This window comes from Actinoplanes hulinensis (assembly GCF_019429605.1).
Taxonomy (GTDB): domain Bacteria; phylum Actinomycetota; class Actinomycetes; order Mycobacteriales; family Micromonosporaceae; genus Actinoplanes; species Actinoplanes campanulatus.
This window is the reverse complement of record NZ_JAHXZI010000009.1, coordinates 258,333-271,039: the sequence shown is the minus strand read 5'-3', so window position 1 is coordinate 271,039 and position 12,707 is coordinate 258,333. Positions and strand designations below refer to the sequence as shown.

Genomic DNA, 12,707 nt, shown 5'->3' with positions numbered 1-12,707 from the left:
GGCATTACGGCCGTATGCTGCTCCTCTCATGATCATCTCAGTGCGAACGGCGCTGGACGCCGAGTGTGAAGCCTTCGTGCGGGCGTTGCGTGCCCTGCCACCGTCCGCCTGGGACCTGCCCACCCGCTGTACGCCGTGGACGGTCCGCGACGTCGTCGGGCACGTGATCACCGTGCTCGGCCGGGTGCCCGCGATGGTCGCCGCGCCCGAGCCCAGGACCGCCGACGTGAGCGCGACCGGCTACTACCGCGCCGACGACCGCTTCGGCGCCGAGGCCAACGCCGAACGGGTGCGCACCGCCCAGGCCGTCACCGGCGACCTCGCCGCCCGCCTCGCCGATGTCTCCGCCCAGGTGCGCACGGTCTGCTCTCCCGAACCGGACGACCGTCTGGTGCGAACCCGCCACGGCGACGCCATGCTGCTCGGCGACTTCCTGCTCACCCGGATCGTGGAGGCCACGGTCCACGGAGTCGACGTGGCCGACGCCGCCGGCGTGCCGCCGTGGCTCACCGAGCCGGCGGCGGAGAGGGTGCTCGCCCTGCTGTTCGGCCCGCCGTGGCGCGAGTCGGTCGCCGCCGTCGGCTGGAACCCACTCACGGTGATCCGCAAGGCCACCGGCCGCGCCCCGCTCACCCCCGCCGAGCGGGACCGCCTCGACGCGGCCGGCCTACGCCCGCTGACCCTGGGCTGACCACCCCGCCTTCCCACGCGGTGAACGAACATCCGGTGCGGGACGCTCCCACAGCGTTGGTGCGAGGGCCCGATCCGTGCCGGTCGTCGCGCCGGTCGCCGATCGCGATGCCGGTGAGCAACCGCAGCAGGTCGCCCCGGTCGGGCGTTGCCGGATCGTCGATCAACGCGACGAGGAACGGCACCACCGCCTGGCTGGCCTGGAACCGGGTGCCCTGATGCAGGACGGTGGCGTGCAGCCCGCCGAGGGCGTCGCCCCGTGTCTCAGGGTCGGGGTCGCGCAGCGTCCGCAGCATGCCCGGCACGTCGTCGGCGATGCCGTAGGCGTGATGCAGTCGGCCCCACGAAACGGCGTCCAGCCGCTCCACGAACACCTCGAACCGGGTCCCGTCCGTCGCGCGGTCGGGGTGGTGCGGCCGGCCCCGGCGGGCGGCGTCCAGCCCATCAGTCACGGGACGAGGCTCTTGGCCATGTTGTACGACGTGGTCCGGAAGCCCATCTGCTCGTACAGGGCGTGGGCGCCCGGGTTGTGGGCGAAGACGTGCAGCCCGATCGACACGACGCCGAGCTCCCGGCACCGGGCCTCGGCCGCCCGCATCAGCTCCCGGCCGTACCCTTTGCGGCGGACCGCCTCGTGGATGAAGAAGTCGAAGATGAACGCGTGCGGGCCGTCGGCCTCGGTGCGGACCCGCATCCACAGCACACCGGCTTCGAGGTCGCCGTCCCAGCCGGTCCACAGGTGATGGCCGGGTGTCGCCAGCCCGTCCGGCAGCAGGGTGGCGGTGCTCTGTTCGGCCTGGGTGAGCGCGTCCTCCGGAGTGAGGCCGGTGCCGGCCAGATCGGCGGCGTAGGAGCGGATCGTCTCCTCCCGGTAGGACCGGAACTGCTCGTGGGTCATCGGCTCGAGCCGCAGCGCTCCCATAGCCGGAACTCTATCGAACAGGTCCCAACCTATCCTCCTAGGATGCTATAGGAGGTGCGCGCCACGGCACGAGTCACGATCATGGGCACGTGTGGCGACTGCCGTTCTTCGAGGCGCTGTCCGACGCGCGGCGCGTGCTGATCGCGGGCGCCGGCGGCGGGTTCGACGTCTACGCCGGGCTACCGCTGGCCCTGGCCCTGCAGAGCACCGGCCGGACGGTCCACTTCGGCAGCCTCTCGATCGTGAACCTGCACGCCCTCGACAAGACCGTCTGGCGGGAACCCGGGGTAGCGGCGATCACCGCCGGCACCGTCGGCCCGGAGGACTACTTCCCGGAGCGGACCCTGGCCCGCTGGCTGGCCCTGCACAGCCTGCCGTCCACGGTCCACGCCTTCCCCCGCACCGGCGTACGCCCACTGCGCGCCGCCTACCGCCGGCTGGCGAAACGGCTCGACCTGGATGCGATCATCCTGGTCGACGGCGGCACCGACATCCTGATGCGCGGCGACGAGGCCGCCCTGGGCACCCCGGTCGAGGACGCGACGAGCCTCGCCGCGGTGGCCGCCACCCCGGTGCCGACCAGGCTGGTGGCGTCCATCGGGTTCGGCATCGACGCCTACCACGGCATCAACCACGTGCAGGTGCTGGAGAACATCGCCGCCCTCGACCGCGACGGCCACTACCTGGGCGCGTTCACGGTGCCGTCGCACGGCCGGGAGGCGGCCCTCTACCGTGACGCCGTCGAACACGCCTGCACGAGCACGCCCGGCCGGTCCAGCATCGTCAACGGCCAGATCGCCGCGGCCCTGACCGGCGCCTGCGGGGACGTGCCGCTGGACGGCCGCGCAGGCGGGACGCCGCTGTTCGTGAACCCGCTGATGGCGATGTATTTCACGTTCGACCTGCCCGGCCTGGCGGCCCGGTCGCTCTACCTGGACCGGATCCGCGGCACCGACGACATGCTCCAGGTCAGCCACCTCATCGAACGGTTCCGCGACGAGATCGACCCGCGCCCCCGGGTCCCGTTCCCACACTGAAGCGCGCTCAGCGCGTACCCCTCAAGGAAGACCGGAAGCATAAGCGGCGCGACTGAGCCGGACCAGATCGTCGAGGCCGGCCGGCGGGTCGTCGCGCCACCAGGCGAGCCAGACGTCGATGCGGGTCGCCTGCCGCAGCGTGCGGTAGGCGACGCCGGGGCGCGGGTTCTGGTTGGCGGTGGCCTCGGAGGTGACGCCGACCGCCTGGCCGGCGGCGATCAGCGTCAGCCACTCGTCGACACCGTGCGTGGTGCGGATCGCCGCCGGTTCCGGGCCGGGATGCCACAGGTCGAGAGTGGTGGTTCCGGTGCGCGCGTCGATCGCGACCGGATAGCGCGCCAGGTCGCGCAGGTGCAGGGTGCGGCGCCGGGCGAGCGGATTGTCGGTGGCGACGGCGGCGCAGCGGGTCTCGGCGCCGATCAGCGCGGTCGCGAAACGCGGGTCGTCGAGCGGGCGGCGGATCACCGCCACGTCGGCGGTGCCGTCGCTCAGACCCGCGCTGGGCGTGTTGGTGTGCACGAAGACCAGGGGGGTGCCGGGATGGCCGGTGGCCCACGCCCGTTGCAGGCGGCGGGTGTGTTTGCCCAGCGCGGCCCATGCGTATCCGATACGCAGTTCGCCGCGCCGGCTCTCGGCGAGACGCCGCAGGTGGGTGATCTCGTCGAGGATGCGGCGGGCGCCGGCCAGGACCTGGGTTCCGGTCGCGGTCAGCGCGACCCGGCGGGTGGTTCTTTCCAGCACGGGTACGCCGAGCGCCTCCTCCAGCGCGGCGATGGCCCGTGACACCGCGGCCTGGGACACGCCGAGCTCGGTGCCGGCGTCGGTGAACGTGCCGGTGTCGGCGACCGCGACGAGTGCCCGCAGGTGACGCAGCTGCAGATCCATACGTTCAGCGTATAGATCTGCCGGGAAGCGTATTTCCCGGCGCGGCCCGCTGTTGCCGAGACTGCGGGGTATGACGACGACGGCGGGCGGGCTGGCGATCATGACGGGCAGCGCGGCCAGCAACCAGATCGGCGCGGCGGTCGGCGCGCACGCGTTCGGCGCGATCGGCCCGGCCGGGGTGGTGGCGGTACGGCAGTTCGTGGCGGCGGCCGTCCTGCTGCCGGTGGCGCGCCCGGACCCGCGGCGGTTCACGTGGGCGCAGTGGTGGCCGACGCTCCTGCTCGGCCTGGTGTTCGCGACCATGAACCTGTCGCTGTACACGGCCGTCGACCGGATCGGCCTGGGCCTGGCCGTGACGCTGGAGTTCCTCGGGCCCCTGGCGGTGGCGCTGGCCGGCTCCCGCAGCCGGTTCGACCTGCTGTGCGCGGCCGGCGCCGGCGTCGGGGTGTACGTGCTGGTGCTGCCGTCCGGGAGCAGCGACTGGCCGGGCATCGGCTGCGGGGTGCTGGCGGCGTGCTGCTGGGCGTCGTACATCCTGCTCAACCGGCTGCTCGGGACACGGCTGCCGGGGCTGCAGGCGCCGGCCGCGGCCACCAGTGTGTCGGCGCTGATGTACCTGCCGGTGATGGTCCTGCTGGTCGCGCAGGGGCGGCTGACCGGTACGGCGCTGCTGTTCGCGGTCGGCGCCGGGGTGCTGAGTTCGGTGGTGCCGTACGCGGCCGACCTGATCGCGCTGCGCCGCGTCCCGGCCCGGTACTTCGGTGTGGTGATGAGCGTGCACCCGGTGTTCGCGGCCCTGGCCGGGCTGGTCCTTCTCGGACAGGTGCTGGCCGTGCACGAGTGGATCGGCATCGCCGTGGTGGTGGCGGTGAACGTGCTCGCCGTTCGGCAGAATGCCGGGCATGGAGCTGCTGCAGCACAGCACGGCGAACGAGGTCACCGGCGGCGTCTGGCGGCTGGCGGACGGGCGCGTCCTCAAGGTGGTGACGCCGCGGCGTGCGGGGGCGGCCGCGCATCTGGCGGCCAGTGACGAGCCGGGGCACTTCAACTACTGGCGGCGGGAGCCGTTGGCGTACGGGACGGGGCTGGCCGCCACCGCGTTCGCGTCCGCCGGGATCGCCGCGCCGGAGCTGTACGACATCTCGGAGAACGCCGACGGCGGGGTCGGCATGGTGATGGAGGACGTCCAGGGCACGGCCGGGATGCGGTGGAGTGCGGGTGAGCTGGGCGAGTTCGCGTACCGTCTCGGGGTCGCGCAGGCCGGATGGGCCGGAAGGCCGCCGGCGATCGGCTGGCTGGCCCGCGACTGGCTGCGCGACTACACCCTCGCCCAGCCGGTCCCGGACGACCTGGACTGGGATCATCCGGCGGCGCGGGCCGCCTGGCCGCCCGCGCTGCGCGCCGGCCTGCGGCGGTTGTGGGAGCGCCGGCACGAGCTGCTGGAGGCCGCGGACGCGCTGCCGCGCACCCTGTGCCATCACGACGTGTGGCCGATGAATCTGATCGGTTCCGGTCCGCGGATGGTGCTCTTCGATTGGGCGTACGCGGGACCCGGCGCTGTGGGGGAGGACGCGGCGAACCTGGCGCTGGACACGTTCTGGGACGGTCACGTGGACGTGTCCCTGCTGCCGGCGGTCCTCGAGGCGGTGATCGACGGCTATGCCCGCGGCATGCGCGACCTCATGTCGTGGGGGCAGGCCCGCCAGGCCGTGATGATCACCGGCGCGGCCAAGTACTTCTGGCTGGCCCCGCGGATGCTGGTGTCGGCGTGGTCGGCCCAGCCGCGCGGTAGGGGCTACGACACCCGGGACTGGGAGTCGATGTTCGCGGGCCGCGCCCCGATGTTCGAGGTGATCGTCGACTGGGCGGACGCGGCCTGAGCCGGGGCGTGGGCGACAACCTATCTTCCTAGGACGCACTAGGGGGAGTGCGGCAAGCCGCACCCTTTACCAGTCGGCTGCGCCGACGAGAGAGGTCGAACCGATACCCCCTGGGGTATGGTGGCGGAGGAGGTGGGTGCTGGTGGAGATGAGTCCGGTCCTGCTCAGGGACGCGTTGACCCGGTTGAAGCGGGCGCAGGGGCAGCTCGGCGCGGTGATCTCGATGATCGAGAACGGGGAGGACTGCAAGCGGGTCCTCACCCAGCTGGCCGCGGTGTCGAGCGCGGTCGACCGGGCCGGCTTCAAAATCATCGCGACGGGTATGCGGGAATGCCAGGCCGCCCGCGAGCGCGGCGAGGAGCCGCCGATGAGCGAAGAGGAACTCGAGAAGCTCTTCCTGTCCCTCTCCTGACCGACCTCGGCTGAGAACCTGATCGCATTGTGCTTGTTGCATACCCCCGGGGGTATTCACTGATTGGAGTTGCGCTGTGACTGAGCTGAGTGTGGAGGTCGTGCAGACCTCGTCCCTGGGTGACCGCAGCTACCTGGCCCACGACGGGCAGGTAGGGCTCGTGGTGGACCCGCAGCGCGACATCGACCGGATCCTGGCCCTGGCCGGCCGGCTCGGCGTGCGCATCACGCACGTCGCCGAGACGCACCTGCACAACGACTACGTCTCCGGCGGCCTGGCCCTGGCCCGGCTGACCGGCGCGACGTACCTGGTGGCCGCGGACGACGAGGTCGGCTTCGACCGGCGGCCGGTGACCGACGGCGACGAGATCGCGATATCGGCGAGTATGCGGCTGCGGGTCGTGGCCACGCCCGGGCACACCTTCCACCACCTGTCGTACGTGCTCGACGGCGACGACGGGCCGGCCGGCGTGTTCACCGGCGGGTCGTTGCTGTTCGGCACCACCGGCCGCACCGACCTGCTCGGCAGGCAGCACGCCCACACCCTGGCCGAGCACCAGCACGCCTCGGTGCGGCGGCTGGCGGACCTGCTGCCCGACGGCGCGCGGGTGTGGCCCACCCACGGCTTCGGCAGCTTCTGCTCCGCGACGCAGTCGGACGCGCCGGAGTCGACCATCGGCCGGGAACGCACCGCCAACCCGGCGCTGCGACTGGAGACCGGCGACTTCGTCCGCGACACCCTGGCCGGCCTGGACGCCTACCCGGCGTACTACGCGCACATGGGCGCCCGCAACACCGCCGGCGCCGACCTGATCGACCTCACCCCGGTCACCGCCGCCGACCCGGCCGAGCTGGCGGCCCGGATCGCCGACGGCGAGTGGGTGGTCGACCTGCGTTCGCGTAAGGCGTTCGCGCACCGGCACCTGACCGGCACGCTCAGCTTCGGCCTGGACGGTCCGATGTCCACCTGGCTGGCCTGGATGGCTCCGTGGGGCGCGCCGATCACGCTGCTCGGCGACGACCCGGAACAGGTGGCGCACGCGCAGCGCGAACTGGCCCGGATCGGCATCGACCGGCCCGCCGCCGCGGCCACCGGCAGCCCCGAGCAGTGGGCCGGTGGCGACGGCGCCCGCCTCACCCGGCTCAGCACTGCCACCTTCACCGACCTGGCCGCCGCCCGTACCGGCACCCCGCCGCACGGGCTGCCCGCCGTGGACGTGCTGCTCGACGTACGGATGACCAACGAGTGGCGCGCCGACCACATCGACGGCGCGGTGCACATCCCGCTGCCCGATCTGCCCGCGCGGCTCGCCGACGTGCCCCCGGGCGCGGTGTGGGTGCACTGCGGCTCCGGCTACCGCGCCGCGGCCGCCGGCAGCCTGCTGCGGCGCGCCGGCAGGCAGGTCGTGCACATCGACGACGCCTACGCCGACGCCGTCAAGGCCGGCCTGGCCATCGTTCCCGGTAACTGAACCATCGTTCCCAACAACTGAACAGGAGCACCGGCACCACATGACCACGCCCACCGCCGCACTCGACGTCCCCGCCCTGCACCATCTGATCACCACCGGCCACGCGCCGCGGTTGATCGACGTGCGCACCCCGGCCGAGTTCGAGACCGCGCACATCCCCGGTTCCTACAACGTGCCGCTCGACCTGCTGCGCGAGCACCGCGACGAGCTCCGTGACCACCTCGACGAGCGGGTGGTGCTCGTCTGCCGGTCCGGGCAGCGCGCCGCCCAGGCCGAACAGGCGCTGGCGGGCGCGGGCCTGCCGAACCTGCGGGTGCTCACCGGCGGCATCGCCGCCTGGCAGGCCGCCCGGGCGCCGGTGAGCGCCGGCACGCCGCGCTGGGACCTGGAACGGCAGGTCCGCCTGGTGGCCGGCGGTATCGTCCTGACCGCGGTGCTCGTCAGCACCCTCGTGGAGCCGGTGAAGTGGGTGGCCGCGTTCATCGGCGCGGGCCTGGCGTTCGCGGGGCTGAGCAACAGCTGCGCGATGGGCATGCTGCTTGCCACGTTGCCCTACAACCGCGGCCCGCGTACCGACCTCGACCAGGTCGTCACCGCTCTGACCGGCGATCGGCGGTAGTCGCGTGCCGTGTCCTCGCGGTATCCGTTTCCGGCCGGCCCGTGCGGGCCGGCCGGGCCGGGACCGGTCATGATCGCGGCGATCGGGTTCGGCGCGCTCATCGGGATCCTGCTCGGCCTGCTCGGCGGTGGCGGCTCGATCCTCGCCCTCCCCGCACTGGTCTACGGCGCCGGTCTGACCCTTGCCGCGGCCGTGCCCACGTCGCTGCTCGTGGTCGGTGTCTCGTCGGCCACCGCCCTGCTACCACGGGTGCGGGCCGGGCTGGTGCGGTGGCGTATCGCCGCCATCGTCGGTGGCACCGGTGCCGCCGCGGCGTTCGCCGGCGCCGCGGTCAACCGGCTGCTCGATCCCCGCCTGGTCCTGGCTGGTTTCGCTGTGCTCATGGTGGTCGCCGGGTGGCGGATGCTGGGCGGCACCGGCTACTCCGGCGGCGACTGCGCCCTGCCCGGTGGCGGCGTCAACTGGCGCGGCTGTCTTCCGAAGTCCATCGCCGCCGGGCTGGGCGTCGGCTTCCTGACCGGGCTGTTCGGCGTCGGCGGCGGCTTCTTGATCATTCCGGCGCTCGTCCTGCTGCTCGGCCTGACCATGCTCGCCGCGGTCGCCACCTCGCTGGTGATCATCGTGGTCAACTCCGCCGCCGGGTTCGCCGCGCACGCCGGCGACGCCGCCATCGACTACCGTGTCGCCACGGTGTTCACCCTCGCCGCCGTCACCGGCTCTCTCGTGGCCGGGCGGTTCGCCGGCCGGCTGCCCACCCTTCGGCTGCAGCGCGTCTTCGCCTGGCTCGTCCTCGCCATCGCCGGGTTCGTCGCCATCCAGGCGATCGTCGACCCCGTCACGGCCTGACCGCCTTCGGAGGAGACCCGGGACGACGGCACACACCACGGCACCGAAGGGGACCGACGTCCGTAGCCGCACTGCTCGTCGGCTAGTTGATCGTCTACTGCCAGATCGGCCACAGCGTCCGAAAGCTCGTCGGCGGCTACCGCACCCGGACCGCCCGGCCCCACCGACAGCAGAACAAAGATCGGGAAGCGTCCCGTTCCATCCTAGGATGGCTTACAGGTAGTGCGGCAAGCCGCACCCCAATCAAAAACACAAAGGACGGCTTCGCCGACGACCCCGGGGATCGGCTAGGGTGGGCGTCGTGACTGCCGGGTCGGCCTTGGGCCATTACCGAGTGGGGCACCCGGCTGACGCTTGAGCGCCGGGCGGCCGCCACGGTCGCCTGTTGCCGCCCGTGCTCCGCCGCTGTGTCGTGTACCTACGGTTCCTGCAGGTCACGACTCTTGAAAGCGGATAATGCCGAACGATTTCAACACTTCCATCATTGATGAGTTCCGCAGCAACAACGGCCGCGTCGGCGGCATGTTCGAGGGCGCCCGCCTGATCCTGCTGACCACGACCGGGGCTCGCAGCGGCCGCCGGCACACCGTGCCGCTGGGGTATCTGCCCGACGGTGAGCGGATCCTGGTCATCGGGTCGGCGGGCGGATCGCCCCGTCATCCGGCGTGGGTGCACAACCTGCTGGCCGATCCGGTCGTCACCGTCGAGGACGGGGCGTTCTCCTACCGGGCGACCGCCACCGTGCTGTCCGGTGCGGAGCGGGACGAGACGTTCGCTCGCGCGGCCGAGCAGGAGCAGGGCTGGGCCGATTATGAGCGGCAGTCCGGGCGGAAGTTGCCGGTGGTGGCGCTTGCGGCGATTCCTGGTCCGCCGGGGTTCAACGCGTCGTCGCCGGGTGAGGCGTTGCGGGTGGTGCATGACGCGTTTCGCCGGGAGCTGGCGGTGATCCGGGCGGAGGTGGCGGGCTCGGGTCCGGTGCTGGGTGCTCAGCTGCGGGTGAACTGTCTGACCCTGTGTGCGAATCTGCACGGTCATCACGTACGGGAGGACGAGGGGATGTTCCCGGGATTGGAAAAGGCGTACCCGGAGTTGGGGCCGGTGCTCGCGCGGTTGCGGGACGAGCATGAGGTGGTGGCCGGGCTGTTGGAGAGGTTGCGGTCGGCGCTGGCGGATCCGGGTCTGTCGCGGGAGGCGCTGGCCGTTGAGGTGGATGCGCTGACGTCGGATCTGGAGAAGCATCTGGATTACGAGGAGCAGGCGCTGATTCCGGTGCTCGACGGGGTCTGATTCGGGTGTGAACGCCACCGGCGAGAGTCGCCGGTGGCGTTCAGCGGGTGGTGGTGGGCCAGTGGTAGCCGCATTCCTTGCAGCTGATCGGTGGGCGGCGGCGGTGCCGGCGTACCCAGTGGAGGCCGACGGTGAAGCCGAGCGCGGTGAGTGAGCCGAGGGTGAGCAGCAGGGGGATGTTGTCGTGGTTGCCCTGGTCGAGGTCGGTGTAGCCGCCGATCAGGATGATCGGGCCGAGGCAGCCGCCGAGGGCGACGGCGCCGAGGCCGATGATGTGTTGCAGGTGTCCGGTGGTGGAGGCGGCGCGGAGGATCGTCTTGTGGTTTCCGCAGTGGGGGCAGGTGGCGCGGGGTGGGGCTGCCAGGCGGATGAGGAGCCAGAAGGCGGCGACGAGGGCGGTGGCGGCCAGTTCGGTGCTGAGTTCGAAGGTGAGGTCGTCGAGGCTGCGGACGCCGATGAGGGCGATGAGCAGGCCTGCGGCGGTGGTGGCGAGGGCGATGAGTCTTCGTCGCGCGCGAGAGGCGGGCATGTGTCCATGAAGGCGGGTGGCCGGTGGTGTTGCCTATCGTCTTCCCGGTCGGGATCACTACTTCCCGTTGCTCCATAGCGGTTCGCACGGCAGGGGGGTTCCGTGGACGAGGCTGGTGTGGACGCACGTGCGTGCGAGCGCGCGCACCGACATGCCAACCCGTGAATCGCGCCGGATCGCCGCGAACACCTCGACCTCCGACATCGGCGGCATCGGCGGGCTCCCGTCCAGACCAGCCGATGCTCCCACCGGCGCGAGTGGGACCGAAACTCACGAACATCGAATCCACCCGATCGAGGAACCGCCTCGGGTGGGACCCGAACTCGTGAACAATCACCAGCACACGGGGCTCCGCAACCAACCGTGCGGCTGTCGGCCATCGATACTGGTGAGACCGCCTAATCAACTGTTGCGTGTTCGGCTCGGATGAGGGCACCGACCGGCTGAGTCAGCTACTTTCCGTGGTCACCGGGCGCATAGCTGGACCAGGTCGTGCCGGACTCGGCGGCGAGGCGGGCGGGAAACAGCCAGCACGCCTCGCGATTGGTGGCGGTGCGCATATCGGTGCGCTGGCTGAGGTATTCGAGCAGCAGGGCCGCGATCGGCTCGGGCTCCGGTGAGGCTGTCACCACGGTCGCATTGAGCTGCCCCGCCGTGCTGTACTGCGACGCATGGCGACATGGGGACCGGCACCGTTTGCGAGCGATTCCGGCCAGGATCTGCTCGACCTACTAGCCGGGAGTACTGACGATGAGCGGCGCGCGATGCTGCGCGAGATCCTCGTCGGCGCGTCCCGGATCGGGGAGCGCGGCTTCGACTGGTTCGAGCAGGACGTCGTGGATGCGGCGGCGGTTGTGGCGCTGAGCGTGCCAGGTGGCGCCAAGCAGCTGGACGACATCGGGCACGGCGCCGAGGCTGCGGTCGTGATCAGCGGCGTTGACGTCCAATTGCGGGCTCAGGCGCTGGCAGGCCTGGAACTGATGCTGCGTCCTGGCAACGACTGGTATGACACCTGGATCGACGGCGAAGAGGACGGCGAGGGCGCCCGCGCAGCTCACGTGATCGCCGCAGCCCTGCGCTCGTCCTTGGGCTAGTTTGCGAGGTTCATCGCCGTGCTCGACGACGCAACGGCGATCCGGCAGGCGTCCAGGCATCGATGCTGGCGAGACCGCAGATCAGTAAGAGCGAACGGTGCCGCTGACAGAGCCAGTCCGATCGCGACCGGGCCCGCGCTGGTGTCAAGCACGCGCATGTGTCGCACGGTGCTCGGCGACATCAACTTCATGGACAAGCACGACTGGTAGCCCGGCTTGAATGCGCTATCTATCATCGCCCCGATGCGTAGTTGGACCAGGTGGTGCCGGCTTCAGCGGCGAGGCGGGTGGCGGTGACCTGGTGGTAGCCGAGCGCGCCCGCGACGATCGGCGCGGGCGTGTCGAGCACGTGCTGACGGATCGCGGCGGCGCGGGCGGCAATGAACGGGACGCCGAGGGCCTGAACCTGCAATCCGATACGCCACCAGCCCGCAAGAAGATCGAACGGCAGCCGACGGTGCTGCACGGACTCCGCGAACACATCGACGCGATGTTGGACGCCGACCCGCGGATCACCGCCAAGGCCATCTGGCAGCGGCTACACGACGAACACGACGCCACACCGTCCTATCCCGCCGTCCGCACCTACATCGCGACCCGCCGCACGACCGGCGCCTGGACGCCACGCATCATCGACGAGATCCCGCCGGCTCCGGCCGCGGACCTCCCAGCGCAGGAAGCCATGGAAGAAGCCACCGCCCGCCTTCTGCACCTGGCGTTCCTCGAAATCCGCTTCCTCACCGCGGTGTCCCAGGATGACCCATCGCCCGACGCCACCGCGCGGCGGAAACAAGCCAACGAGATCGCCGACATCTTCCGCAACCTGCCCCAATGGCTCGAACCCGGTCGTCGCGTCAACCTGACCGACGGACTGCGCCACCAGTGGCTCACCTCGACCATCCGGCAACGGCGATGGCTGCAATCGCGCTGGGACCAACTCGGATACGACCACAGCTGGCTCACCGAACTCGCGCCCGAGGCATCGCCACCTCTCGCGACGACCAACCCATAGTGAGAAGATCATCCCAGGAGAAT

General features: G+C 71.3%; 16 protein-coding genes. 11 read left to right on the top strand and 5 right to left on the bottom strand.

The features are described 5' to 3' along the window. Nucleotides 1–40 precede the first annotated feature (40 nt). The gene (locus tag KZ829_RS19145) at nt 41–691 is read left to right on the top strand and encodes a maleylpyruvate isomerase family mycothiol-dependent enzyme (protein WP_308285567.1); all 651 of its coding nucleotides are present in this window, start codon (nt 41–43) and stop codon (nt 689–691) included. On the opposite strand, the gene KZ829_RS19140 is transcribed toward KZ829_RS19145, so the two are convergent. Together KZ829_RS19140 and KZ829_RS19135 are read right to left on the bottom strand one after the other, a co-directional pair. Further along, nucleotides 630–1,142 carry a hypothetical protein gene (locus KZ829_RS19140; protein WP_220145268.1) on the bottom strand — a complete coding sequence of 171 codons (513 nt, stop codon included), beginning with the start codon at nt 1,140–1,142 and terminating at the stop codon, nt 630–632. The genes KZ829_RS19145 and KZ829_RS19140 overlap by 62 nt on opposite strands. Then, the gene (locus KZ829_RS19135) at nt 1,139–1,612 is read right to left on the bottom strand and encodes a GNAT family N-acetyltransferase (RefSeq protein WP_220145267.1); all 474 of its coding nucleotides are present in this window, start codon (nt 1,610–1,612) and stop codon (nt 1,139–1,141) included. The genes KZ829_RS19140 and KZ829_RS19135 overlap by 4 nt, the downstream gene beginning before the upstream one ends. A gap of 89 nt (nt 1,613–1,701) precedes the next feature. On the opposite strand from KZ829_RS19135, the gene KZ829_RS19130 reads away from it, so the two are divergent. Then, a complete protein-coding gene (locus KZ829_RS19130) occupies nt 1,702–2,649 on the top strand; it encodes a DUF1152 domain-containing protein (protein WP_220145266.1) in 948 nt (315 codons plus the stop codon). A gap of 21 nt (nt 2,650–2,670) precedes the next feature. Here KZ829_RS19130 and KZ829_RS19125 read toward each other — a convergent pair whose 3' ends face one another. Beyond that, a complete protein-coding gene (locus KZ829_RS19125; RefSeq protein ID WP_220145265.1) occupies nt 2,671–3,534 on the bottom strand; it encodes a LysR family transcriptional regulator in 864 nt (287 codons plus the stop codon). Between the two features lie 70 nt (nt 3,535–3,604). On the opposite strand from KZ829_RS19125, the gene KZ829_RS19120 reads away from it, so the two are divergent. The 7 genes from KZ829_RS19120 (at nt 3,605) to KZ829_RS19090 (ending at nt 10,049) form a co-directional block, all read left to right on the top strand. Further along, the gene (locus KZ829_RS19120; protein WP_246635850.1) at nt 3,605–4,564 is read left to right on the top strand and encodes an EamA family transporter; all 960 of its coding nucleotides are present in this window, start codon (nt 3,605–3,607) and stop codon (nt 4,562–4,564) included. Further along, on the top strand, nt 4,446–5,414 hold the full coding sequence (locus tag KZ829_RS19115) for an aminoglycoside phosphotransferase family protein (RefSeq protein WP_372453879.1): 969 nt from the start codon (nt 4,446–4,448) through the stop codon (nt 5,412–5,414). The genes KZ829_RS19120 and KZ829_RS19115 overlap by 119 nt, the downstream gene beginning before the upstream one ends. Before the next feature lie 148 nt (nt 5,415–5,562). Then, entirely contained in the window at nt 5,563–5,826 is a 264-nt protein-coding gene (locus tag KZ829_RS19110; RefSeq protein ID WP_223150701.1) for a metal-sensitive transcriptional regulator, read from the top strand. Nucleotides 5,827–5,902: 76 nt separating this feature from the next. Beyond that, nucleotides 5,903–7,297 (top strand): MBL fold metallo-hydrolase, encoded by a 1,395-nt coding sequence (locus tag KZ829_RS19105; protein WP_308285566.1) that lies wholly within the window; start codon nt 5,903–5,905, stop codon nt 7,295–7,297. 40 nt (nt 7,298–7,337) lie between these two features. Then, nucleotides 7,338–7,916, top strand: coding sequence for a rhodanese-like domain-containing protein (locus KZ829_RS19100; protein ID WP_220145264.1), 579 nt, complete (start codon nt 7,338–7,340; stop codon nt 7,914–7,916). A 69-nt stretch (nt 7,917–7,985) separates the two neighbouring features. Beyond that, entirely contained in the window at nt 7,986–8,762 is a 777-nt protein-coding gene (locus tag KZ829_RS19095) for a sulfite exporter TauE/SafE family protein (protein WP_220145263.1), read from the top strand. Nucleotides 8,763–9,218: 456 nt separating this feature from the next. Continuing rightward, nucleotides 9,219–10,049, top strand: a complete 831-nt coding sequence (locus KZ829_RS19090) for a nitroreductase/quinone reductase family protein (RefSeq protein ID WP_220145262.1) — start codon at nt 9,219–9,221, stop codon at nt 10,047–10,049. A gap of 40 nt (nt 10,050–10,089) precedes the next feature. On the opposite strand, the gene KZ829_RS19085 is transcribed toward KZ829_RS19090, so the two are convergent. Together KZ829_RS19085 and KZ829_RS19080 are read right to left on the bottom strand one after the other, a co-directional pair. Further along, entirely contained in the window at nt 10,090–10,578 is a 489-nt protein-coding gene (locus KZ829_RS19085) for a hypothetical protein (protein WP_220145261.1), read from the bottom strand. Nucleotides 10,579–11,030: 452 nt separating this feature from the next. After that, entirely contained in the window at nt 11,031–11,207 is a 177-nt protein-coding gene (locus KZ829_RS19080) for a hypothetical protein (RefSeq protein WP_220145395.1), read from the bottom strand. 42 nt (nt 11,208–11,249) lie between these two features. Here KZ829_RS19080 and KZ829_RS19075 point away from each other — a divergent pair, with 42 nt between their 5' ends. Both KZ829_RS19075 and KZ829_RS19070 read left to right on the top strand, forming a co-directional pair. Continuing rightward, on the top strand, nt 11,250–11,672 hold the full coding sequence (locus KZ829_RS19075; protein ID WP_220145260.1) for a DUF4259 domain-containing protein: 423 nt from the start codon (nt 11,250–11,252) through the stop codon (nt 11,670–11,672). Between the two features lie 301 nt (nt 11,673–11,973). Continuing rightward, nucleotides 11,974–12,684 (top strand): hypothetical protein, encoded by a 711-nt coding sequence (locus KZ829_RS19070; RefSeq protein ID WP_220145259.1) that lies wholly within the window; start codon nt 11,974–11,976, stop codon nt 12,682–12,684. The last annotated feature ends 23 nt before the right edge of the window (nt 12,685–12,707 follow it).

Bases quoted from the DNA above. Each gene is read 5' to 3' on its own strand.
- KZ829_RS19135 (WP_220145267.1), bottom strand. From the start codon at position 1,612: ATGGGAGCGCTGCGGCTCGAGCCGATGACCCACGAGCAGTTCCGGTCC.
- KZ829_RS19125 (WP_220145265.1), bottom strand. From the start codon at position 3,534: ATGGATCTGCAGCTGCGTCACCTGCGGGCACTCGTCGCGGTCGCCGAC.
- KZ829_RS19120 (WP_246635850.1), top strand. From the start codon at position 3,605: ATGACGACGACGGCGGGCGGGCTGGCGATCATGACGGGCAGCGCGGCC.
- KZ829_RS19110 (WP_223150701.1), top strand. From the start codon at position 5,563: ATGAGTCCGGTCCTGCTCAGGGACGCGTTGACCCGGTTGAAGCGGGCG.
- KZ829_RS19100 (WP_220145264.1), top strand. From the start codon at position 7,338: ATGACCACGCCCACCGCCGCACTCGACGTCCCCGCCCTGCACCATCTG.
- KZ829_RS19095 (WP_220145263.1), top strand. From the start codon at position 7,986: ATGATCGCGGCGATCGGGTTCGGCGCGCTCATCGGGATCCTGCTCGGC.
- KZ829_RS19090 (WP_220145262.1), top strand. From the start codon at position 9,219: ATGCCGAACGATTTCAACACTTCCATCATTGATGAGTTCCGCAGCAAC.
- KZ829_RS19085 (WP_220145261.1), bottom strand. From the start codon at position 10,578: ATGCCCGCCTCTCGCGCGCGACGAAGACTCATCGCCCTCGCCACCACC.
- KZ829_RS19075 (WP_220145260.1), top strand. From the start codon at position 11,250: ATGGCGACATGGGGACCGGCACCGTTTGCGAGCGATTCCGGCCAGGAT.